The 22,022-nt window shown below is 66.5% G+C and carries 20 protein-coding genes and 1 other annotated feature; of the genes, 8 read left to right on the top strand and 12 right to left on the bottom strand.

From position 1 onward, the window contains the following. Nucleotides 1–14 precede the first annotated feature (14 nt). The 4 genes from ACXAJT_RS13805 to ACXAJT_RS13790 all read left to right on the top strand — a co-directional run bounded on the left by ACXAJT_RS13805 (nucleotide 15) and on the right by ACXAJT_RS13790 (nucleotide 5,413). Nucleotides 15–1,232, top strand: a complete 1,218-nt coding sequence (locus ACXAJT_RS13805) for an extracellular solute-binding protein (protein ID WP_475236144.1) — start codon at nucleotides 15–17, stop codon at nucleotides 1,230–1,232. A gap of 69 nt (nucleotides 1,233–1,301) precedes the next feature. After that, entirely contained in the window at nucleotides 1,302–2,423 is a 1,122-nt protein-coding gene (locus tag ACXAJT_RS13800) for an ABC transporter ATP-binding protein (RefSeq protein WP_475236143.1), read from the top strand. Further along, nucleotides 2,423–3,196 carry a glucosamine-6-phosphate deaminase gene (gene nagB, locus ACXAJT_RS13795; RefSeq protein ID WP_475236142.1) on the top strand — a complete coding sequence of 258 codons (774 nt, stop codon included), beginning with the start codon at nucleotides 2,423–2,425 and terminating at the stop codon, nucleotides 3,194–3,196. The genes ACXAJT_RS13800 and nagB overlap by 1 nt, the downstream gene beginning before the upstream one ends. 369 nt (nucleotides 3,197–3,565) lie before the next feature. Then, nucleotides 3,566–5,413 (top strand): SulP family inorganic anion transporter, encoded by a 1,848-nt coding sequence (locus ACXAJT_RS13790; RefSeq protein ID WP_475236139.1) that lies wholly within the window; start codon nucleotides 3,566–3,568, stop codon nucleotides 5,411–5,413. A gap of 268 nt (nucleotides 5,414–5,681) precedes the next feature. Here ACXAJT_RS13790 and choX read toward each other — a convergent pair whose 3' ends face one another. Beyond that, nucleotides 5,682–6,602, bottom strand: a complete 921-nt coding sequence (choX, locus tag ACXAJT_RS13785) for a choline ABC transporter substrate-binding protein (protein ID WP_475236138.1) — start codon at nucleotides 6,600–6,602, stop codon at nucleotides 5,682–5,684. Nucleotides 6,603–7,016: 414 nt separating this feature from the next. Beyond that, nucleotides 7,017–7,072, top strand: a sequence feature (sul1 is cis-regulatory element that is thought to sense ions involved in sulfur or methionine metabolism; They are found in Alphaproteobacteria). A 73-nt stretch (nucleotides 7,073–7,145) separates the two neighbouring features. Here choX and ACXAJT_RS13780 point away from each other — a divergent pair. The 3 genes from ACXAJT_RS13780 (at nucleotide 7,146) to ACXAJT_RS13770 (ending at nucleotide 10,231) form a co-directional block, all read left to right on the top strand. Further along, the gene (locus ACXAJT_RS13780; RefSeq protein ID WP_475236137.1) at nucleotides 7,146–8,642 is read left to right on the top strand and encodes a SulP family inorganic anion transporter; all 1,497 of its coding nucleotides are present in this window, start codon (nucleotides 7,146–7,148) and stop codon (nucleotides 8,640–8,642) included. An 11-nt stretch (nucleotides 8,643–8,653) separates the two neighbouring features. After that, nucleotides 8,654–9,505: a universal stress protein gene (locus ACXAJT_RS13775; protein WP_475236136.1), complete on the top strand. Its 852-nt coding sequence runs from the start codon at nucleotides 8,654–8,656 to the stop codon at nucleotides 9,503–9,505. Nucleotides 9,506–9,793: 288 nt separating this feature from the next. Then, complete coding sequence (locus tag ACXAJT_RS13770; RefSeq protein ID WP_475236134.1) at nucleotides 9,794–10,231, top strand: cyclophilin-like fold protein; 438 nt, start codon at nucleotides 9,794–9,796, stop codon at nucleotides 10,229–10,231. A gap of 133 nt (nucleotides 10,232–10,364) precedes the next feature. Here ACXAJT_RS13770 and ACXAJT_RS13765 read toward each other — a convergent pair whose 3' ends face one another. Genes ACXAJT_RS13765 through ACXAJT_RS13755 form a run of 3 tightly spaced genes read right to left on the bottom strand, consistent with a single transcriptional unit; the run spans nucleotide 10,365 to nucleotide 12,252 of the window. After that, nucleotides 10,365–10,592 carry a DUF1127 domain-containing protein gene (locus ACXAJT_RS13765; protein WP_475236133.1) on the bottom strand — a complete coding sequence of 76 codons (228 nt, stop codon included), beginning with the start codon at nucleotides 10,590–10,592 and terminating at the stop codon, nucleotides 10,365–10,367. After that, a complete protein-coding gene (locus ACXAJT_RS13760) occupies nucleotides 10,589–11,038 on the bottom strand; it encodes an STAS domain-containing protein (RefSeq protein WP_475236131.1) in 450 nt (149 codons plus the stop codon). Before ACXAJT_RS13760 ends, ACXAJT_RS13765 begins: the two co-directional genes overlap by 4 nt. Beyond that, nucleotides 11,035–12,252, bottom strand: a complete 1,218-nt coding sequence (locus tag ACXAJT_RS13755; RefSeq protein ID WP_475236129.1) for a cytochrome P450 — start codon at nucleotides 12,250–12,252, stop codon at nucleotides 11,035–11,037. The genes ACXAJT_RS13760 and ACXAJT_RS13755 overlap by 4 nt, the downstream gene beginning before the upstream one ends. Nucleotides 12,253–12,516: 264 nt before the next feature. Between ACXAJT_RS13755 and ACXAJT_RS13750 the strand changes: the two genes are divergently transcribed. Then, nucleotides 12,517–14,061: a bifunctional AfsR/SARP family transcriptional regulator/alpha/beta hydrolase gene (locus ACXAJT_RS13750; RefSeq protein WP_475236128.1), complete on the top strand. Its 1,545-nt coding sequence runs from the start codon at nucleotides 12,517–12,519 to the stop codon at nucleotides 14,059–14,061. 122 nt (nucleotides 14,062–14,183) lie between these two features. Here the strand turns inward: ACXAJT_RS13750 and ACXAJT_RS13745 are convergent, their stop codons facing one another. The 8 genes from ACXAJT_RS13745 to ACXAJT_RS13710 form a co-directional block, all read right to left on the bottom strand. Beyond that, nucleotides 14,184–14,957, bottom strand: a complete 774-nt coding sequence (locus tag ACXAJT_RS13745) for a cyclase family protein (RefSeq protein ID WP_475236127.1) — start codon at nucleotides 14,955–14,957, stop codon at nucleotides 14,184–14,186. Then, nucleotides 14,954–15,925, bottom strand: coding sequence for a fumarylacetoacetate hydrolase family protein (locus tag ACXAJT_RS13740; protein ID WP_475236126.1), 972 nt, complete (start codon nucleotides 15,923–15,925; stop codon nucleotides 14,954–14,956). The genes ACXAJT_RS13745 and ACXAJT_RS13740 overlap by 4 nt, the downstream gene beginning before the upstream one ends. Before the next feature lies 1 nt (nucleotide 15,926). Next, a complete protein-coding gene (locus tag ACXAJT_RS13735) occupies nucleotides 15,927–17,108 on the bottom strand; it encodes an alpha/beta hydrolase family protein (RefSeq protein ID WP_475236125.1) in 1,182 nt (393 codons plus the stop codon). A gap of 132 nt (nucleotides 17,109–17,240) precedes the next feature. Then, complete coding sequence (locus ACXAJT_RS13730; RefSeq protein WP_475236124.1) at nucleotides 17,241–18,188, bottom strand: MBL fold metallo-hydrolase; 948 nt, start codon at nucleotides 18,186–18,188, stop codon at nucleotides 17,241–17,243. A 58-nt stretch (nucleotides 18,189–18,246) separates the two neighbouring features. Beyond that, a complete protein-coding gene (locus ACXAJT_RS13725) occupies nucleotides 18,247–19,410 on the bottom strand; it encodes an MFS transporter (RefSeq protein WP_475236122.1) in 1,164 nt (387 codons plus the stop codon). A gap of 118 nt (nucleotides 19,411–19,528) precedes the next feature. Further along, nucleotides 19,529–20,659, bottom strand: coding sequence for an FAD-dependent oxidoreductase (locus ACXAJT_RS13720; protein WP_475236121.1), 1,131 nt, complete (start codon nucleotides 20,657–20,659; stop codon nucleotides 19,529–19,531). A gap of 2 nt (nucleotides 20,660–20,661) precedes the next feature. Continuing rightward, complete coding sequence (locus ACXAJT_RS13715) at nucleotides 20,662–21,039, bottom strand: Rieske (2Fe-2S) protein (protein WP_475236120.1); 378 nt, start codon at nucleotides 21,037–21,039, stop codon at nucleotides 20,662–20,664. Then, complete coding sequence (locus tag ACXAJT_RS13710; RefSeq protein ID WP_475236119.1) at nucleotides 21,036–21,986, bottom strand: VOC family protein; 951 nt, start codon at nucleotides 21,984–21,986, stop codon at nucleotides 21,036–21,038. The genes ACXAJT_RS13715 and ACXAJT_RS13710 overlap by 4 nt, the downstream gene beginning before the upstream one ends. Nucleotides 21,987–22,022 lie beyond the last annotated feature (36 nt).

Raw genomic sequence — 22,022 nt, 5'->3', positions numbered from 1 at the left:
ACAGGGAAAGAACCATGAAAACCAGAGTTACCGTTCTCGCCACCACCGCGCTGACGCTGCTTGCCGGCGCAGCGGCGGCGCAGGAAGACATCCATATCATCAACTGCGGCGCCGGCGCCGACGAGCAGAACCCGCTGCAGGAACAGCATGCTGCGGTGTGGATGGAAGAGAACCCCGACTACACGGTCAGCTTCGAATACGTGCCGTGGGGCTCGTGCCAAGAGCGCGCGATCACCCTTGCGACCGCCGGGGACGCACCGGCGGCGGCTTACATGGGGTCGCGCGTGCTGCCGCAGCTTGCCGACAGCGGCCTGATCCTGCCGATCGAACTGACCGACGAAGAACAAGCCTCCTACGAGCCGTCGGTGCTGTCGACGGTGCAGGTGAACGGCGAGATCTGGGGCCTGCCGCGCGCCTTCTCGACCAAAGCGCTGTACTGGAACAAGGCGCTGTTCGAAGAGGCCGGCCTCGACATGCCCAATGGCCCGAGCACCTGGGAAGAGATGGTTGAAGCCGCCAAGGCGGTGTCCGAGAACACCGACGCAGCCGGCTTCGGCGTTCCGGCGGCCGACTTCGACAACACCATGCACGAGTGGCTGAACTTCGTGTATTCGAACGGCGGCACGATCCTGCAGGACGACGGCACCGTGACCTTCGACAGCCCCGAGGTGGTCGAGGCGCTGCAGCTCTACGCCGATCTCGCGCCCTACGTGCAGGAAGGCCCGCTGGCCTATGACCGTGGCTCGCTGGAGCCGCTGTTCGCCGAGAGCGCGATCGCCATGTACGCCAACGGCGCCTGGGGTCGTCAGTCGGTCGGTGATGACCTCGACTACGGCATCACGCAGTTCCCGCACGGCCCGTCCGGCGAGAGCGGCACGCTGCTGATCACCGACAGCCTGGTGGTCTTCGACGGCACCGGTCTCGAAGAGCCGACCATGGACCTGATCACCTACCTCACCGCGCCCGAGCAGCAGGCCGCCTTCGACGAAGCCGGTGGCTGGACCCCGATCCGTCAGGGCGCACAGGCCGAGGCGCTGATCGAGAGCGACCCCAGCTGGGCGCCGTTCATCGAGGCCGTGCCCGCCGGTGGCCCGGAGCCGCAGCTGATCGACTACGTCGCCATGCAGGACGTGATCAACGAGGCCATTCAGGCCGTGCTGCTGGGCGAGGAAACCGCCGAGGACGCCGCTGCCGAGGCGCAGGAAGAACTCGTCGATCTCGCCGAGGAATGATCCGGCGCTGACATGCAACTTCCGGGGGCGGCGCGGTGCCGCCCCCGACCTCAGACGGAAAGGGCCCGGATGGGACATCTAGACCTCAAGGCAGTGGCGAAATCCTTCGGTAAGATGGAGGTGATCCGCCCGACCGACCTGCACATTGCCGACGGCGAATTCGTGGTCTTTGTCGGCCCGTCGGGCTGCGGCAAGTCGACCATGCTGCGCATGATCGCAGGCCTCGAAGAGATCACCTCGGGCGCGATCGAGATCGACGGCAAGGTGGTGAACTCGCTGCCGCCGGTGAAACGCGGCATCTCGATGGTGTTCCAGAGCTACGCGCTCTACCCGCATATGTCGGTCTACGAGAACATCGCCTTCCCGCTGCGCGTCGCCCGCGCGCCCGAGGCGGAGGTGAAGCAGAAGGTCACCCGCGCCGCCGAAGTGCTGAAGCTGACCGAGCGACTGAGCCACAAGCCGGGCGAGCTTTCGGGCGGCCAGCGCCAGCGTGTCGCCATCGGCCGCGCCATCGTGCGCGAGCCCAAGGTTTTCCTCTTCGACGAGCCGTTGTCGAACCTCGACGCGGCGCTGCGGGCCGAGATGCGGGTCGAGCTGAAGCGGCTGCACGGGCAGCTGAAGAATACCATGGTCTACGTCACCCACGACCAGATCGAGGCGATGACCATGGCCGACAAGATCGTCGTGCTGCAGGGCGGGGTGATCGAACAGGTGGGCACGCCGCTCGAGCTTTACCACAAGCCCAAGAGCCGCTTCGTGGCCGGCTTCATCGGCAACCCCAATATGAACTTCCTGCCGGCGACGGTGGTGGGCAACAGCGCCGAGGGCGTGACGGTCCGCATTGACGCCAGCGGCGCCGAGGTCTGCCTGCCGGTCGACGGCGGAGCGCCCGCCGGGGCGCCGGTGACTCTGGGTATCCGCCCTGACGACCTGCGTCCGGGCGAGACCGGCACCGCCGCGCGCGTGCCGCTGGTGCCCGAAGTGGTCGAACGGCTCGGCAACCAGACGGTGATCTACGCAAAAGACACCGCAGGTGCCGAGGTTTGTGTCGTCGCGCCGGGCACGGTTCCGGTGGCGCTCGGTGGCTCGCTCGACGTGGGCTTTGATCCGGCCGATGCGCATCTCTTTGCGCAGGACGGTCGCGCCTTCGAGCGCCGGGTCGACCCCGAGCAACTCGATCTGGTGATCTGATGCGGGTGAGGGTGCACGCAAGCCCCGAGGCCGCCGCGGCAGAGGCGGCGGCGCTGCTGGCCGAGTGCCTGTCGGCGCAGCCGCAAGCTGTCCTGGGGCTGGCCACCGGCGGTACGATGGAGCCGGTCTACCGCGACCTGATCGCGCGGCATCGCGCTGGCGCGCTCAGCTTCGCCGGCGCGACCACCTTCAACCTCGACGAATACGTCGGCCTGCCGCCAGAGCATCCGCAGAGCTACCGGCGCTATATGGAGGAACACCTCTTCGCGCATGTGGACATCGACCGCAGCCGCACGCATGTGCCGCGCGGCGACATCGCGCCTGCGACCGCGGCCGAGGCCTTCGAACGCGCGCTCGCCGCGCATGGGCCGGTCGATCTGCAACTGCTTGGCCTGGGGCGCAACGGGCACATCGGGTTCAACGAGCCAGTGTCGTCGCTGGCCTCGCGCACCCGTGAGACGGCCCTGGCACCCAGCACGATGAAGGCCAACAGCCGGTTCTTCGCCGACGGCGAGGCGCAGCCTGACAGCGCGGTGACCATGGGCATCGGCACCATCATGGAGGCCCGCCGGATCGTGGTTCTGGCGACCGGCGCCGCGAAGGCCGAAGCGGTGTCGGCGATGATCGAGGGTCCGGTCAGCGCCATGTGCCCGGCCTCGGTGCTGCAGTTTCACCGGGCTGTGACGGTGATCCTCGACGCCGAGGCTGCATCGCGGCTCGAGCACCTCGAGCAGTACCGGATCACCGAGGTGGCCGTGCCCGCGCCGGCGTAGGCTCGGGTGGGCGATTGGTTGGCGTGGATAAGGTCACCGGGCGCATCCATCCGGGCAGCTGGCATCAAAAGCCCGATCTCATCGAGACACCCGATCGCCGCCGAAAACTGCACCAATCGGTAGACCTTCACGCATCGACAGGCCATTGCCATGCAGACCTTGGCCCGCCGCTGCTGCGTGGTGATGACGGTCGCCTCTTGCTGCTGGCCAGCCATTCCGTGGCCCTCCATTTCGCCACGACACTGCAGGACTCAGGCATCGTGGTGGGACCACCGCAGACGGGCTGGCTTGGGGTGAGAGCCTGCTTGTGCTTTGCCAGTCGCCGCCGTAGTCGACCGGGAGATTCGATGTGCCGTTTGCGAGGGATTCATGGACCACTGGCGCACCACCGGAGCCGACCTGGAGACCTTGGATTCCGCCGAAACCGGGACGTTCAGCCATAGCCCCGGCTCACAGTTGCGCGCGGCGCTGCGCAACCTGCGTCGCGATATGCTCTCGCGGCCCGACTGGTTTGCGCTGGTCGATGGCAAGACCCTACGTGCCGACCTTCTGGCAGGGCTGACCGGCGCGACGCTGGTGCTGCCGCAGGGCGTGGCCTTTGCCGCGATCGCTGGGCTGCCGCCAGAATACGGGTTCTATACCTCGATCATCCCGACCATCGTCGCTGCCTTGTTAGGATCGAGTTGGCAGGCGGTTTCAGGGGCCACCACGGCGCTGTCTGCGCTGGTCTTCGGAACGCTGGCGGGAGAGTTCGCTCCGGGCTCTCCGGAGTTCATCTCGGCGGCGATCTCCATGGCGTTTCTCGTGGGGGTGTTCCAGCTTGCGATGGGGGTGCTCCGGCTCGGCACATTGGTGGATTTCGTCTCGCACTCGGTCATGACCGGCTTCATCGCGGGGGCGGCGCTGCTGATCGCCGCGAGCCAGGTCAGCGCGCTGCTTGGCATCGAACTGCCGCGGCCCGAAGATCCGGCGGCGTTCGTGTCGGGCCTGCTTGCGACATGGCCCGAGGCAAATCTTGCCTCGGTGGCGGTCGGGCTGAGCGCGATCGCGACTTCGGTGATCGCGCGCAAGATCTCGCGGCGGCTGCCACACTATCTGCTGGCCTTGATCATGGCGACGCTGGTTGGTCTGGCCTTCTCCCGCTCCGGCACATCGCTGGCGACCGTCGGGGCCATCGACAGCGTGGTGCCGCAATTCGTCATGCCCAATCTGGCACCGGATTTCCTTGGCGAGATCGTGTCGGGCGCCTTTGCGGTGGCCTTCGTCGGGCTGCTCGAGGCGGTGTCAATTGCCCGTGCCATGGCCTCGCGCTCGGGGCAGATGCTGAGCGGCAACCGGGAGTTCCTCGGGCAGGGCGCCTCGAATGTCGTCGGGACCTTCTTTCAGGCCTACCCGTCCTCGGCCTCTTTCACCCGCTCGGCGGTCAACCAAGAGAGCGGTGCCCGCACGCCGCTTGCGGCGGTCTTCTCGGCGCTGTTCTTGCTTGTGATCCTGCTTGCCATCGCACCGCTGTTTGCGCAGGTGCCCATCGCGGGGCTGGCGGGCGTCATCCTGCTGGTGGCGTGGCGGCTGGTCAATTTCGGCGAGATCTACCACATCCTGCGCTACTCTCTGTCCGAGACGCTGATCGCCGGGGTCACGTTCTTCTCCACCATCGTCTTCGATCTTGAGATCGCGATCTATGCCGGGGTCGGGCTGTCTCTGGCGCTGTTTCTGATGCGGATCGCGCAGCCGGTGATCACCGTGCTGTCGCCAGATCCCGCAGCACCGAGCCGAACGATGCGCTCGGCACGGCTCTACGATCTGAAGGAATGTCCGCAACTGGTCATCACGATGATGGACGGGCCGCTCTACTTTGGCACGGTCGAGGCAACCCGCCGCGATTTTCACCGGTTCCGCACCGAGCGGCCCTCGCAAAAGCACATGCTCTTCCTGTCGCACGCCAGCGGTGAGGTGGATCTGCCAGCCGCCGAGATGCTGGTCGAAGAGGCGCGGCTGCGGCGTGAACTGGGCGGGAGTTTCCATCTGAAAGTGGCCAGCCTGCGCACCCTGAACAAGCTGGCGCGCTTTCGCATGGTCAAGGAATTGGGGCGCGAGCATATCCATCTGTCCAAGCGCGACGCGATCGCCGAGATCGTGCCGCATCTCGATGCCGACATCTGTGCTACCTGCCCGGCGCGGATCTTCCGCGAATGTCCCGTCGCGCAAAGCGACTGAGCCGGCGGCCGGCCAAGGACGGCAGGGCCGCGCTTTGGGCGTTGCGCTGAAGGCGAGGGCGGGGGCAAAGCCGGGCGCTCTTCTTACCGGTGTCCCGGCAGGAGCCCCGTGATGGGAAAGAGGCTGACCGCCCCGCAGCGTTGAGCGGCGCGACAGCCGGGCGTGGCTGCGGGCTCTTCGCTTGGCCAATACCTAGGCCAATATCCGGGCCGATGCCGGGTGCGTTGGTCACAGCCCGCGGCGCCGGTCCGCAGGCTGTGCGCTTGGATCACATGCCGAGGCTGGCCTTCACCGCGGCGACGGCATCGCCGCCATCTACGGTGGTCACGCCGTCGAGCCAGCTGTCGAGAACGTCGATGTTCTCCTTGAGCCACACCCCGGTCGCCTCCTCGGGATTGGCGCCATCGTCAAGGATTTCGCCCATGATCTTGTTTTCCATGTCGAGGGTGAAATCCATGTTCGCGAAAAGCGCGCCGAGGTTGGGGCACTCTTCGGAAAAGCCCTTGCGGGTCACCGTGTGGACCACGCCCTCGCCGCCGAAGAAATCCTCGCCGCCCGGCAGGTACTTCAGCTCGAAGTTGGCGTTCATCGGGTGCGGCTCCCAGCCAAGGAAGACGACCGGCTCTTCATTTTTGTAAAAGCGCGAGACCTGCGCCAGCATCCCCTGTTCCGAGCTTTCGACCACGTCGAAGTTGCCTAGGCCGAACGTGTCCTCTTCGGTCAGGCTGACGAGATAGGCGTTGCCCTCGTTGCCCGGCTCGATGCCGTAGATCTTGCCGTCGAGTTCATCTTCGAACTTGGCGATGTCAGCGTAGCTTTGCAGCCCGGCGTCATAGGCGTAGGCGGGCGTGGCCAGTGTGTACTTCGTGCCCTCGAGATTGACGTTGATCTGTTCGATCGCGCCACTGTCGAGATAGGGTTGGATGGCACCATTCTGCGCTGGCATCCAGTTGCCAAGGAACACGTCCACGTCGTCGTTTTCAAGCGAGGCGAAGGTCACGGGCACCGAAAGAACCTTCACGTCGACATCGTAGCCAAGGCCTTCGAGGACATGCTTGGCCGTCGCGGTGGTGGTGGTGATGTCGGTCCAGCCGACATCGGACATCGAAACCGAGTCGCATTGTGCATAGGCTGCGGCGGCGCTGAAGCTGCTCAGCGCGATGGCGGAAATCGCTGTGCGGAAATTCATGAAGGTCTCCCGTGGTGGTGTTGGTTGGTTATTGATTGATCAGTCAAATAATGACGGAATGAGTCAGGGCTGCAATCATTTTCTTGGACGGGCTGAAATGAAGATGACTGCGTGCACCGACAGCCGCTCGTCTGGCCTGCCGAAGCGACGCGGAGCACATGTGCGATTTGGCGATGTGTCCGCCTCAACTTGCTGGCTTCACGAACGCTTTTCACGCGGTGCTCGTGTCGAGCGGTGCCGGCCTGCAGCGATCTGCGTTGGGACCGAACCGACGCGGCGGACGTCCGCAGATGGGGCAAAGGCAGTCACATCAGCTTGGTCCGCGGTCCTGTGCCTGAGTCGCTCGGCAATTGGGCGTCATTGCCTTTCGGCTTGAAAAACGCTGGATGATCGGGTTTACGCAGTGCGATAGCGTAAGGATCCGGTGAAAGCCCGGATGGCTCTTCCGGCCGCTGATCCGCCGGATAACCTCTCAAAAGCCCAAACTGAACTGACGGAGCGTCCTGACAGAGACGACCCGACACAGGGTATTGGACTATCAACATGATCTCATTTTCCGACTACCGACAGCAATGGTTCGGTAACATCCGCGGCGACCTGCTCGCTGGTATCGTCGTCGCGTTGGCGCTGATCCCCGAGGCCATCGCCTTTTCCATCATCGCCGGGGTGGACCCAAAGGTGGGCCTCTACGCCTCGTTCTCGATCGCCGTTCTGATCGCCTTCACCGGCGGGCGGCCCGGCATGATCTCGGCGGCCACCGCGGCGACCGCCGTGCTGATGGTCACGCTGGTGCGCGAGCACGGGCTGGAATACCTGCTGGCAGCCACCGTGCTGGCCGGCCTGCTGCAGATTGGTGCCGGGCTGCTGAAGCTCGGGCGCTTCATGCGATACGTGTCGAAATCCGTGATGACCGGTTTCGTCAATGCACTGGCGATCCTGATCTTCATGGCGCAACTGCCGGAACTCGATCCGTCCAACGCGGGCGTCACTTGGCTGACCTATGTGCTGGTGGCTGCGGGGCTCGCGATCATCTACCTGTTCCCGCGCCTCACCACCGCGGTGCCTTCGCCGCTGGTGACCATCGTCGTGCTGACCGCCCTTGTCGTGGTCATGGGCTGGGATGTGCGCACCGTGGGCGATATGGGCGAGCTGCCCGACACGCTGCCGGTGTTCCTGATCCCGCAGATCCCGCTGACCTTCGAGACCTTGGTGATCATCTTCCCATACGCGGCGGCGGTGGCCGTGGTCGGCCTGCTGGAAAGCCTGATGACGCAGAACATCGTCGACGAGCTCACTGACACACGCTCGGACCGCAACCAAGAGTGCATCGGACAGGGGATCGCCAACAGTTGCACCGGCTTTATCGGCGGTATGGCGGGCTGCGCGATGATCGGCCAGTCGATCATCAACGTGAAATCCGGCGGTCGTGGGCGGCTCTCGGCCTTCACCGCAGGCACTGTGCTGCTGATCCTCGTGGTGGGCTTGGGCGATCTTGTGGCGCGGATCCCGATGCCCGCGCTGGTGGCGATCATGATCATGGTCTCGATCGGCACGTTCTCGTGGTCCTCGATCAAGGCGCTGCGGGTGCATCCGCGCTCGTCCTCAATCGTGATGATCGCGACGGTCGTCACCGTGGTTTATACGCACAACCTCGCCATTGGTGTGCTCGTGGGCGTGCTGCTGTCGGGCATCTTCTTTGCGGCTAAGATCGCGCAGCTTTTCCGTGTCACGTCAACGCTGTCAGCCGGTGGCCGCGTACGGACCTATACGCTGGAGGGGCAGTTGTTCTATGGCTCGACCGAGGATTTTGCCAATGCCTTCGACTTCGGAGAGGCGCCAGAGCAAGTGCGGATCGATGTCAGCCGTGCCCATATCTGGGACATCAGCTCGGTGCAGGCGCTCGACATGGCGATCCTGAAGTTCCGCCGCGAGGGGGCCGACGTCGAAGTCGTCGGGATGAACGCCGCCTCGGAAACGCTGGTCGACAAACTGGCCATTCACGACAAGCCCGGCGCAATGGACGCGCTGACCGGGCACTAAGGGAGGACGCCATGGACAAGATACTCGCACTTCTGGACGGATCGGCCTATTCCGAGAGCGTCTGCCATCACACCGCATGGATCGCCGGAAGGCTCGGCGCCAAAATCGAGGCGATGCATGTGCTCGGGCGCCGCGAGGGCAGCGCGTCTCGCGATCTGTCGGGAGCGCTTCGCCTCGGCGCGCGCAGCGCGCTGCTGGAAGAGCTTGCCGCGATGGACGCGCAGCGCGCCAAGCTGGCGCAGGCCAAAGGGCACGCAATTCTGGAAGACGCCAGAGAAATTCTCGAAGCCGACGGCGTGGGAGAGGTGAACCTGCGCCTGCGCAAAGGGGATCTGCTGGAGGCCGTGGGCGCGGTGTCGGACGACATTCGCGCCATCACCATCGGCAAGCGGGGGGAAGGTGCGGACTTTGCGTCAGGGCATCTTGGCTCCAATCTGGAACGCATCGTACGGACGTCGCGGGTTCCGGTGTTCGTCGCCTCGCGGGAGTTCAGGCCGATCTCGAAAGTCCTCGTGGCCTATGACGGCAGCCCCAGCGCCAAGGTGGCCATCGAGCGGATATCGGCAAGTCCGGTGTTTGCGGGTCTGGAAGTCTGTGTCCTCTGCGTCGGCGCTGACGAGGCTGGCGCACAGAAGATCGCAGATGAAGGTGCCGCGCGCTTGCGGTCGGCAAATCTGTCGGTCTCGACGCAGGTCGCGTCCGGAGAACCGGAGGCGGCCTTGAAGGGAGTGGTGGCGAACGCGGGGTTTGATCTGCTGGTCATGGGGGCGTACGGACACAGCCGTGTGCGCCACCTGATCATCGGCTCCACCACAACTGCGATGATCCAGTCGGTGAAAGTTCCGGTGCTGCTCTACAGGTGACATATCCGCCTCGTGGCAAAAAGCGCCGCAGGACGACCCAAGCGGGCCGGTGGGCACGCTCCGAGCGTGTTGAGGGGGCAATTCGGCCTGATCATAGCGATCGATGTGGTCATCCCGCTTGAGGATCACCGGTTACTTGCGCTTGGCGTCAGCAGCCACGGCGTCTTCGCTGTGGCTGCGCCTGCGCTGCGGACCCCGTGACCGCCATCAACCGGGGCATATCTTAGTTGCTGCCCAGTGACGGCCACTCTCTTCTGAAGCCGAAGGCGCTCTCGGAGAGCCAACCGCATGAAATGTCCGAGATACCCGAGCCGCCGCAGCTTCCTTCAGGGCGCCGCCGCAACGCTTTGTGTCCCGGCCGCCGCGCTGGCCCGGTCCATGCGGATGCGCTGCAGCTTAGATGACCAGACGGTGACCTACCGGCTCTTCGACACCCCCACGACCCGCGACCTAATCTCGATGCTGCCGCTGCAACTGGAGATCGAAGATCTCTCTACCAACGAGAAGATCGTGCACCTGCCGCGCCGATTGGACGAAGGCGGCTTCGATGCGTTCAGCGACGAGACGCCGGGCGATCTGTGCTATTTCCTCGGCTGGGGCAACCTTGCGCTGTTCCACGACGATTATACGTTCCGCGATGATCTGATCCGGCTGGGCCATATCGAGGGCGACTTGGCACCGCTGCTGCACAAAGGCACCTACCCGGTGCGCATCGAAATGATCTGAGCGCGGCGCACCGGGGCGGTGGGCTGTCTGGTGCCTCCGGGTGGTTTCGGGGGCAACGCCATAGGCGGGGTGCGTTGAACCCGCCCCGGAGAGCTTTGCTCCGGAGCGGGCGAGGGCTTCGACAAAGACAGGGTCAGTAGGGAAACTCGCCGCGGCGCGCCCTTGCGATGTCACCGCGTGTGAGGCCGATATCGTCGAGCAGGTAGTCCGGCAGATCTTCGAGGTGGCGATACTGGGATCGGGCAACCCAAGACCTGCGCAGCCTGCTCAGCCAGCCCGCGGCCTTCTTCGCGCGCGTGCCGCGGCGCACGCTCCACTGGCTTTGCTGGGTGAAGGCGGTGAAGAAATACGTCGTCATCATTTTCGAATCTCCTTTTTGAAATCGCTGGAGGTGCCGCGGCGCTCTGGCGCGGCGGCGGAAATGCTCGTCAGGGCGGCGCTGCGATCGGGGGCGAAGCGCAGCAAATGGCGAAAGCTCTCGCGTTTGCCGAAGGCTTCGGTCTCGGCGGTCGCGCCGCAGATGCGCATGTCCCCCTGCCGGGCTTGCAGCAGCTTGGCAGCGACCACGAGGCCGCGCAGTCCTGGCCGGGTGAGCTGTGTCTGCGGCGTCAGTTCGATCACCATGCGCCGCCAGCCGGACCGGACATGCGCCACCAGCGCATCGCACAGCGGGCCGGTCGAAGACGCATCGATGCAGCCGCTCAGCGAGACGATCAGCACGTCGCCCGCGGCGAGACATCCCATCTGCATCCGTGGCGCGGTCTGCGCCGCCTGTAGGGCAGCCTGTGGGGCAAGATCGAAGCTCATGACAGGCGCACCCGCATCGGTGTGGCCCGGCGCAGCCCGCCAAAGCCTTCCAGCCGGGGGCTCAGCAGCAACTCGGTGAACGGCGCCTCCGCCATCAGCGCTGCGAAGGTCTCTTCCATCTCGATCCGCGCCAGCCTTTCGCCAAGGCAGCGGTGCGGCCCATGTCCGAACACCGGGTGCAGCCGGGGGTGATCGCGGCGGCGGATATCGAATGCCTCGGGCGCATGGTGCAGCGCCGGATCACGCAGCGCCGAGAGCAGCGACAGCCGCAGCGCGCAGTCTTTGGCGAGCAGCGTTCCGCCAATCTCGAGCGGTTCGGCGACCACCCGTGTTACCGAGCCCACCGGCGGATCAAAGCGCAGCACCTCTGCCACGGCGCCGGGGATCAGCGCCGGGTCCTTGCACAGCGCGGCCCAGTCGCGTGGCCGTTCCAGCAGCATCGCGGTGCCGCGCGCCAGCGCCGTGCGGGTGGTGTCGACCCCGGCGATCAGCACCCCCATGATCTGGAAGATCAGGCATTCGGCTGAAATGTCCGGCTCGGCGCGCCAGGCTTTCACAAGCTGGCTCAGGACGTCGGCCCGGGGCTGGATGATCCGTGCCTGCAGCTGCCGCTCGACATAGAAGTAAAGCGCCTCGGTGGCGTCTTCGATCTGCGCATGACGCTCACGCGGATAGATTGGAGAGATCGCGCTGGCGACCTCACCGACCAAGGCCGCAAGGTGCGGCGCGTCGGCGTCGGGCAGGCCAAGGATCGCGGCCACGGCTTCGGCGGGAACCCGCGCCGCCACCGCAGCGCTGAAATCCAGACTTTCGCCGCGGGGCAGGCGTGCCAAGATGCGCCGCGCCGTGTCCCGCACTGCGGGGCGACGCGCTTCGATCTCTTTGTGCGCGAAGGCACGGGCGAAGAGCCCGCGCTTGCGGCGGTGGTCTTGGGTGTCGGCGAACAGGAAGAACTCGGCTTGCAGCCGCGCGGTCAGCCCGTCGGGCACCCGGTTGAGGGCAATATACTGATCCCCGCTGATCTGCCGTGTGCGCGGATCGTTCAGCAGCGGCAGCACATCATCGGCGCGCAGGACGAGAAACTGGCCGTCGCCGATCTGCACCAGCGGGTGTTCGGCGCGCAGTGCCGCAAGGCGGGCGTGTGTGTCGCGCTGCAGGCTGCGCGGATCGATCACCGGACAGCCAAGCTTGTGCAGGGTCGTGTCTTCAATCATCGTGGTACTCCAATTCAGCAGGCCCGCCGGAAATTTCACGCTCGCTGAGCCGTGGCGGGTGCTGCAGGGGTATCGGGGCAGAGCGTTGTCACCAGCGTTGTCATCGGCGTGGAAATTGCCGCAACGTCACGTTGTATTTGCCGGTGCGTTTTGCCCGCTAGGCGGCCGTGGGGGCCGCTCAGAACGCTGGACAGCTCGGGGGGCATTGGCTCAGGATGAAGCGCAATTTCGATCCGCGCTTTCTTACATCTGTCCGGAGACCTGATGGGGCCGCACGACCGCCCAGAGGACGCCACGTCGCCGAGCGACCGTTTGCAGGTTTCTCTGCTCGGCGAACTGCGGGTGCGCTGCGGCGGCGCGGACATTGCGCTGCCGTCATCGCGCAAGGCGCGGGCGCTGCTCGGGTTTCTCGTGGCCACCGGACGCCCGCATCGGCGCGAGCGTCTGTGCGAATTGCTGTGGGATCTGCCCGACGATCCAAAGGCGGCGCTGCGCTGGTCGTTGACCAAACTGCGCCCGGTCGTCGACACGCCCGACCGGCGCCGCATCCTGTCGGACCGCGAGCGGGTGCGCTTCGACGCCGAGGCGGCGGAGGTCGATTTGCACGAGGTCTACGCCCGGCTGCGCAGCGACGCCGAGCTTGATGTGGCCGAACTTGAGGACATGGCTCTGGCGCTGTCGCCGATCCTGCTCGACGGGTTGGACGGCGCCGGGGATGCCGGCTTCCGGTCGTGGCTGGAGGCCGAGCGCGAAGACGTGCGAATTGCCCGCGTCGAGGTGCTGCGCCGTCTCGTCGCCCATCCCGAGTTGCCAGCGCTCTCAGCGCAGAAATGGACGCGCCTGTGGCGCGACGCGGACCCCGAAGCAGGTTCCGAAAGCGGACTGCCAGCTGCGCGAGACGCCTCGTCCGGCCCCGCCAGCGGCGGCTCGGAGGCGCCCGCTGCCGGTGGCGCCTCGGGGCTACGCAGCCAGCGCATCGCCTTCTGCGAAGCCCCCGACGGCACGAAGATCGCCTATGCCACGCTTGGCTCTGGCCCGCCGCTGCTCAAGGCGGCGAACTGGCTGACGCATCTCGAGTTCGACTGGACCAGCCCGATCTGGGGCAAGTGCTTTGCCGAGATCGCCAGCAGGCGCAGGTTCGTGCGCTACGACGAGCGTGGCTGCGGCTTGTCGGACTGGGACGTGGCCGACCTCGGGTTCGACGCCTTCGTCGAAGACCTCGAGGTGGTGGCCGACAAGCTGGAGCTTGAGCGCTTCCCGCTGCTGGGGATCTCGCAGGGGGCGGCGGTCTGCGTCGAATATGCCGTGCGCCACCCCGAGCGGGTCTCGGGGCTGATCCTCGTCGGGGGGTATGCTGCGGGCTGGCGCCACATGGTCAGCGAGGAAGAGAAAGCTCGGCGCGAAGCGGTGCGGGCGCTGACCGAACTGGGCTGGGGCACCGACAATCCGGCCTACCGGCACATCTTCTCGCAGACCTTCATGCCCGACGCGGGGCCAGAGGAACTGGCGTGGTTCGACGAGTTCCAGCGGCTGACCACCTCGCCGGGCAACGCCGCGCGGTTTCAGGACGCCTTCGGCGAGATCGACGTGCGACACCGTCTGGGAGAGGTGCGCGCGCCGACGATCGTGCTGCACTCCAAGGACGACATGCGCATTCCGCTCGATATGGGCCGGGCGCTGGCCTCGGGCATCCCCGACGCGCATTTTGTGCCGCTCGACAGCCGCAATCACGTGCTTGTCGACTATGAGCCCGCTTGGCGCACCTGCATGCAGACCGTTCGCGAGTTTCTGGACCAACATGACATCTAGGCGCGACGTTGGCGGTGGTTCGCTCTCGGATCGTCGCTGGCGCGGTCCTTAGGCAAAGCAACTTGGGCAAAGAAAAAGGCCGGCGCCCCCCACAGCGCCGGCCTTCCCGGGAGGCGCGGACCTCAGTCCGCGAGGATGGCCACCGGGCGGCACCAGCCTGCCGAGCCGCGGGCGACCTTGACCGGAAAGCACATGACCTCGAAGCCGGTGTCGGGTAGCTGGTCGAGATTGGCGAGTTTCTCCATGTGGCAATAGACCGTCTCGGCCCCGGCCTTGTGGCCTTCCCAGAACAGGTCCCACTGGCCGGTCGCCTTGGCTTTTTCCGCCACCGCCTTCAGCGGAGCATCCCAGCTCCACGCGTCGGTGCCGCAGACCTTCATGCCGCGCTCGGCCAACCAGAGCGTCGCCTCGCGGCCAATGCCACAGCCCGCCGCCACATAGCCGGGCTGGCCGTAGAGCGCGCCGGCACGGGTGTTGACCAGCACGATGTCGCCCGGTTGCAGATCATGGCCGATGCGGGCGAACTCCGCCTCCATCTCGGCGGCGGTGACAACGTGGCCGTCGGGCACCTCGCGGAAGTCGAGCTTCACGCCCGGCCCCATGCACCACTCCAGCGGCACCTCGTCGATGGTGATCGCCCGCTCGCCCTTGTTCATTGTCGGGTGGTAGTGCCACGGCGCGTCGAGATGCGTGCCGTTGTGGGTGGTCAGAGTGAGGCGTTCCGCCGCTGCGCCGGCACCGTCAAGCTGGTGCTCCACGGGGATGCCGAACATCTGTTGGTATTCGCGCGCGCCGCCGGAGTGCTCCATGTACTCGATGCGCGGCCCCATGCCGGGCGGGTCGGCGGGCACCTCGTCTGTAAGCGTGACCGAAAGGTCGATGATCCTGCGGCTCATCTGCGTCCTCCTTTGATCACCTTCTGGTCGATGGCCCCAAAGAGCGGCGCCCGGTCGCGGCTGCGGCACTCCATGGCGACGCGGTCGCCGAAGCCCATGAAAGGCGTGCGCGGCGCGCCCTCGTCGAGCAGTTCGATCGCCCGGCGCTCGGCAAGGCAGGACGAGCCGACCTCGCGGTAATTCTCGTTCGACACGGTGCCAGAGCCGAGCACGGTTCCAGCCACCAGATCGCGCGAATGCGCGGCATGGGCGAGCAATTCGTCAAAACCGTAGCTCATCGGGTAGCCCTCGGCATGGCCGAAGGGGGCACCGTTGAGCGTGACGGTCAGCGGCAGATCGACCCGCGCATCGCGCCACGCGTCGCCCAGCTCATCGGGGGTGAGGGCAACAGGCGCAATGGCGCAGGCAGGCTTGGCCTGCACCCAGCCAAAGCCGGTCTTCATCTCGATCGGGGCGAGGCGGCGCAGCGACCAGTCGTTGATCTGCACCACCAGCCGGATCCGCGCGGCGGCCTCGGCCGGCGTGCTGCCCATGGGCACAGAGTCGCAGATCACCCCGAACTCGCCCTCGAAATCGATGCCGTCCTCTTCGGACGGCAGCGGAATATCGGCGGTGGGACCATAAAAGCGGTCGGACATGCCCTGATACATCAAGGGCCGCCCCTTGGGGTTGGGATCGAGGCCAAAGACCTTCTGCATCAGATCGCCGTGGCTGTCGTAGGCCGATCCGTCGAGCCATTGCCACGCGCGGGGCAGGGGGGCGCGCGCGGCGGCGGGATCGAAGGGCGCACCGCCGCCCGCGTTCAGCGTGGCGTATTGCGCCTCGAGCGCGAGCGCATGGCCGTCCCAATCGTCCATAAGGGCCAGCAGCGTCTGCACCCCCTCGGCGGGGATGCAGCGCGCGTTGTCGCGGCTGACGAGGTGCAGCCGCCCGTCGCGGCTGCCGTCGGGCAGGGTGGCGAAGCGCATCTCAGCCCTCCGCCACTGTCTGGGCGCTCAGCCGTCCGCCAAGCGTCTCGGCGAACCAATCGGCGATGTAGTTGCGGCCGTAGGTCATGTTGTCGGCGCCCACATGCTCAACCCCGCCCTCGCGATCGGTGAAGATCTTCAGCTCGCGGCGCGGCGCGTTGACCAACTGGTCGTAGGACTGATGCGCGTAATCCAGCGCGATCTGCCGGTCATTCGCGCCATGGGTGACGAGGAAGGGCACCTTGATCTTTTCCATCTGGCCGTCGAGGCAGAAACCCTCGGCCTTGGCGAGGAACGTGTCCATGTCGTCGGCGCCGAACACCCACATGACGTGGTTCCAATAGTGCGGCACCGGGTTCTCGCCCTCGCGCTTGAGGCGCTTTTGCTGCACCTCGGCCCAGTTGTGGTTGGCGCCCCAGACCGCACCGGAGGCATAGCGCGGCTCGTTGGCGCAGACCCGCGGCGCGTAATAGCCGCCGAGCGAGATGCCGGTGATGCCGATACGCTCCGCGTCCACATCCTCGCGCGCGGCAAGCCATTCGTAGATCGGGGTGCCCCATGTTTCGCTGTCGTAATGCGCCGGCAGGTCCTGCAGGCGCAGGCTCTCGCCGGTGCCGGGCTGGTCGACGCAGAGCGTGGCGATGCCGCGCTTGGCCAGTTCGTGCGGCAGGAACGACCAGTAGAGCAGCTCTTTGCAGCTATCGAGACCGTTGAGGTAGACCACCGCAGGGGCGGGGCCCTCGACGCCCTGCGCCGGGGTGTAGAGCACCGGGATCACCTTGTCGCCATAGGCGACCTCGAAGCGCTGCACGTTATCGCCGGACTGCTGCGTGCCCTTAAGAAAGTTCTCGAGCCCCTTCTTGTAGGTCACCATGCGCTCGGGATCGCCCTGACCCTGCATGCGCTCTGCAAGGATGTAGTAGAGCGCCGCGCGCTTGCGCTTGGCACCTGCGGAGAACAGCTTGCCCTCCGCCTCTTCTTCCTCTGCGATCGCGGTCAGCTTGTCGGCGACGCGCACCCATTCGACCATGAATTCCTTGGTGCCCGCGTCCTCGCCGTTCTTCGCCTTCTCAAGCAGCGGCTGGCACATGTCCATGATCTCGCCGATCTCGCCGCCGGAGGCGAGCGCGATAGAGACCGTGAGGTTCCAGACATAGTTGGGGAAGTAGTTGAACATCGCCATGGGGAGGCTCCTTGGATCGTCGGAGTGAGCGGGCGCGTCGCCCTTGGGGCCGAGAGGTATTCGGGGCCCGCGCATTCGGAAAATGGAAAGGTGTGATCCCGGGCATTCACGCGGTGAATGCCCGGGGCCGTGTCAGAAGTCCTGCAGGTCCTCGGCGATGACGATCTCGCCATCGAAGCCGGCGCGGATCAGCTCGGCCCAGCTCTCGGTCTGCTCGGGGGTGATGCGGGCGCCGGCCACAAGGTGTGTGGCGACGACCTTCTGCACGCCCGCCTCTGCGGCCATGCGGCCGATCTGCTCGGGGCTGACGTGGTGCTCTGCAAGGTGCCACTCGATCTCTTCGATCAGGTGCTCGGGCGCGGTTTTGCGCACGTTTTCCATCACCGAGGGCAGGTCGATCAGTTCGGTGACCAGCAGATCGGCGTCCCGCGCCAGCTCAATCACCGCCTCGGACCAGCCAGTGTCGCCGGTGTAGACGATCGAGCGGTCAGGTGTGTCGAAGCGGAAGGAAAGCGACTCGTATTTGGCCTCGAGGTCGGACCCATGGGCAAAGCTGTAGTGCGAGTTCTTCGCCGCGGTCACCTTCACGTCGCCCAGTTGCAGCGTGTCGCCGTCGCGGATTTCCTGCACCTGCACCAGCTGCTCGGGGGTCATGATCTCGGCATCCTCCATGCCGTAGGCGGCTTCCATAGCCGGCCCCATGCCCTCGACAATGCCGTTGACCAGCGCGGCGGTGCCCGGCGGGCCGTAGATCATCACCGGCTTCGCTGGGTTGGTCTGAAAGCGCTGGCCGAGTACCGCCAGCAGCCCGCCCGCGTGGTCGAAATGCAGGTGGCTGAGCAGCACCTCGTCGACGCCGCCCATCCGCACGCGTTTCGCTGCGAGACGGATCGACAGGCCGTCGCCGGCGTCGACCACGATGTTGCGGCCATTGACCTGCAGCAGGTTGGCGGGCTGCGAGCGGTCGGGGCGGGCGATCGGGCCGCCGCCGCTGCCGAGCACGGTGAAGGTGGTCTCGGCCATTGCAGGCAACGCGGTCAGCGCGGCAAGGGCCAGCGCGGTTGCTGTACGTTTGATCATGATTGGGTCTCCTCCTCAGTCTCGGGCCCGCCAAGGCGGCAGGCCCTCTTGGTCTTGGTCAGTCTTGCGCGCGGGTGCCGCGGGCAAAGCAGGTGACGGAAAGCGCCGCGACGATCACCGCGGTCACGCCGAGCGCGCCGATGCCGAAGCTCTCCATAAGGATGCCGCCGATGATCGGGCCGAGCGCCGAGCCGGTCATCAGCATCGCCGGGGTTGCAGCCACGGCGCGGCCGGTGCGGTCCATGCGCGCCAGCAGGCCGAAGGCGAAGGTGTGGGTGAAGATCTGTACCGCCACGAAGATCGCCGCGACCGGGGCCCAGACGGCCAGCACCGTGGCGAAGGTCAGCACCAGCGCGAGGGTGGCCTGCACCACCGGCCCGGCCAGCACGACGCGGCGCGCCGAGAGGCGCTTTTCCAGAAGCGCGGCCAGCGGTGCGGGGCCGACGAAGTTGACGATGCCGAGCGCGATCAGCGTGCCGACGATGGCCTGCGGCGCGAAGTTGCGGGCGGTGCCGATGACCTCTACGAAGGAAAACACCATCGCCTGATTGAAGGTCATCAGGCTGACGCCTGCGATCACGGCCAGCACGCCAGCCGCAAAGGGCGCGCGGCTTGGGGCGTCTTCGGCCTGTCCGGCCACCGAGGGGAAGGCCAGCAGCATCGCCAGCGCCGCCACTGCCATGATCGCGCCGAAGCTGTAGAACAGCACCTGTCCGCCGTGCAGCGCCAGAAGCTGCGGCACCGCGCCCATGTAGATCACCCCGAAAAGGCCGAGCCCGGCGCCCGCGAAGGCGAACAGCCGGTGCGGGTTGGCGGCGCGGCCCATGCTGCCGTGCACGAGGCTGAGCGCCATGCCGGTGGCGGTGCCGCCCAGCAAGTGCAGGGCCGCCAGCGGCGCGAAGCCGCTCTGCCCGGCGGCCAGCACGAAGGCCAGCGCCGAGAGCGCGTATCCCGTCACCGCCAGTGCCTTGCGCGGCAGGCGGTTGAAGTTGCGCGCGGTCAGCACGCTGGCGATCACCGCGCCGATCAGGAACAGCGTCACCAGCGCCCCGGCCTCGCGCGGGCCAAAGCCAAAGCGCGCGATCAGCGCGCCGACCCAGACCGGCAGCGCCACCAGATCGATCAGCCCGGCGCAATGCCCGACGATCAGCGCCGCGGCGCCGATCTTGCGCAGCTCTCCCGCCGCCGGGACCGGCCCGGCGTGAAGTTGTGTTTCCGTCATATGTTTTCCTCCCTGCTGGGCCGGCCTCCCGCCGACCTTGCTCCCCAGATTTTGCCCGTGGTTTTGCCTGTGATTTTGCCCGTGATGTTTCCTGCGGCCTCGCCTTGGCCGCGCCGGGTCAGACCGGTGCGCCGAGGGCCATCATCGAGCGGCCCATGATCGCGTTGTGTTCCTGCTGGTCTCCGCCGGTCACCTCGATTTCCGACAGGCGCGCAGAGTTGTTGACCACCATGCTGCAGCGATCCCAGCGGCGCGCCTCATGCGCGGCGAAGGCCTCGGCCACGGTGTCCGCGCGCAGCAGTTCCTCGGCGATCACCAGCCCGTCTTCCATGCCGATACAAGCGCCCGCGCCGAGGTGCGGCGTGGTGGCGTGCACCGCATCACCGATCAGCATCACCCGGCCCGCGTGCCACGGCTGCGGCAGCAGCATTTTCTCGAGCGGGCGGTAGATCAGCTTGCTGTCGGCGCTCAGACCCGCCTTCACGCCGGTCAGGATCGGCGAGGGGAACTGATCGAGCAGCGCGGTCATCTGCGGCAGCAGATCGGCCTCCCCAACCCAGTCGTTGGTCGGGCGGTCCTCGGTGACGAACATATACGAACGGCCCTCGGAGACCGGGTTGATCCCGACCTTGAGACCCTTGCCGAGCCACATGTTGAGCGTCTCGACGCCCTCGGGCGTGGCCATCTCTGCGCGCCAGACCGCCTGTCCGACGTACTCGGGCTGCGGCGCCTCGGGCATCAGCGTGGCGCGGGTCTTCGAATACAGCCCGTCGGCGCCGATCACCGCATCGTAGCGCGCCGAAGTGCCGTCGGTGAAACTGACGTCGACGCCCGCATCGTCCTGCGCGATGGTCTCGAAGCTGCAGCCAAGCTTCACCGAAACGCCCGCGGCGCGGGTGGCGTCTGCAAGGATCGCCGCCAGCGCCGGGCGCATGATCGCGGCATTGCCGGGAAGGCCGGTGCCGGGCATCGGCGGGGTGGGAATGGTGACGAGCACCTGATCATTGTGCGGCATCCGCACCACCAGCCCATCGGTCGCCGCGCCGGTGGCCTTGAACGCATCGAGGATGCCAAGCTCGGCAAACACCCGCAGCGTTGCGCCATGCAGGCTGATGCCCGCGCCGTAGCTGCGCCAGCCGGCGTCGATCTCGACGAGGTCGGTCTCGATGCCGCCGCGTGCCAGCATGATCGCCGCGGACATGCCGGAAAAACCGCCGCCGATCACCAGTACTTTCTTTGCCGCTCCCATGATCAGCCCTCCCGTGCTGCGCGTCCGGCGACCTGCGCCGGGACGCTGATGAACCCGTCCGGTGCCTCGGTCAGAGGCACGCGGGTCAGTTTCCGTCCCAGGCAGGGGCCGGACACGCAGGCCCCCGTCTCGATGTCAAAAAGTGCCCCGTGGGCGTGGCAGGCCAGATGCGTGCCGTCGCCGTTGAGGTAGGCGTCCCTGCGCCAGGCCATGGGCGTGCCGCCGCGGTAGTGCGGGCAGGAATCCATGTACCCATGCAGATGCCCGCCGCGCTTCACCACGATGACGTTGCGCGAGGCGCCGGGCAGGGGCAGGAAGCCGCGGGCTGCGCCTTCGGGAATATCGTCCCGGTGGCACAGCCGAAGCTGGCGCGGGCTCATTTCGGGCCGGCGCCGCCTTCGGGGCCGCCGCCGGGCGCCCATTTCTCGCGCCACTGCAGCAGGAACATCTGGCTCGCCTCGGGTCCGTTCGGCGCCTCGCGCGCGACCCATGTGTCGTCGTGCTTGTCCATGTCGGCGTCGTATTCGAAATGGCAGCCGAGCGGGCTGTTGAAGTACCAGAACCAGTTCGAGCCGAACTTGTGCCGGCCCGGACCCCAGAAGCTCTGGTAGCCCTTCCGCACGAAGCGATCACCCGCCACCATCAGTTCGGTCGGCCCACCCATGTGGAAGGCGAGGTGCTCGCAGCCCTGCATGTAGGCCGGGGTGCGGATGAAGAAGTGCGTGTGATGATCGTCATTCGCCGCGGGGCGCAGGAACGGTCCGGCGCCGGAGAGCACGTCGGTGATGACGAAGCCCAGACGGTCGCAGAAGAAGCTGACCATCTTGTCGATGTCCGGCACAAACAGCACCACGTGGCTCAGCGTGCGGGGCAGGGCGGCCATGTCGTCGGTCACGCCCAGCTCGTTCGCCGCGCGCTGCGCCGGGGCGCCGGGGGCGTTGATCTTCTCGGCGGGCATCGACAGCTCGCGGCGGATGGTCACCTGAAAGCGCAGCTCGAAGCCCAGATCATCTTTGAACTCCAGCCCGCCGTCCGACAGGCGGGTGACGCGGCGGTCCTTCGACATCTCGGCCTCGATCGCGTCGAGCGTTTCGGCGTCCTCGACCCCATAGACCTGCTGGCGCAGCATGTTCTTGGTTTCCAGCGGCGCGGGCAGCTTGGGGTCGTCGCGGTGGCGAATGATCACGCCGGTGCCGTCTAGCGTTTCATAAAGCCAGCCGCTGTCGTCCAGCTGCACCGGCTTCAGGCCGAAATCCTCGAGATAGGTTTTCGACCCTTCCAGATCGTCCACCCCGAACACCAGATAGTCGGGTCCGATGATGCGCATGGTCAGCCTCCTCCGTCTGCCAGCACCCGAACGTGG

The organism is Salipiger sp. ABF4_146 (assembly GCF_056161345.1).
This window is presented reverse-complemented; position numbering and strand designations above follow the sequence as displayed.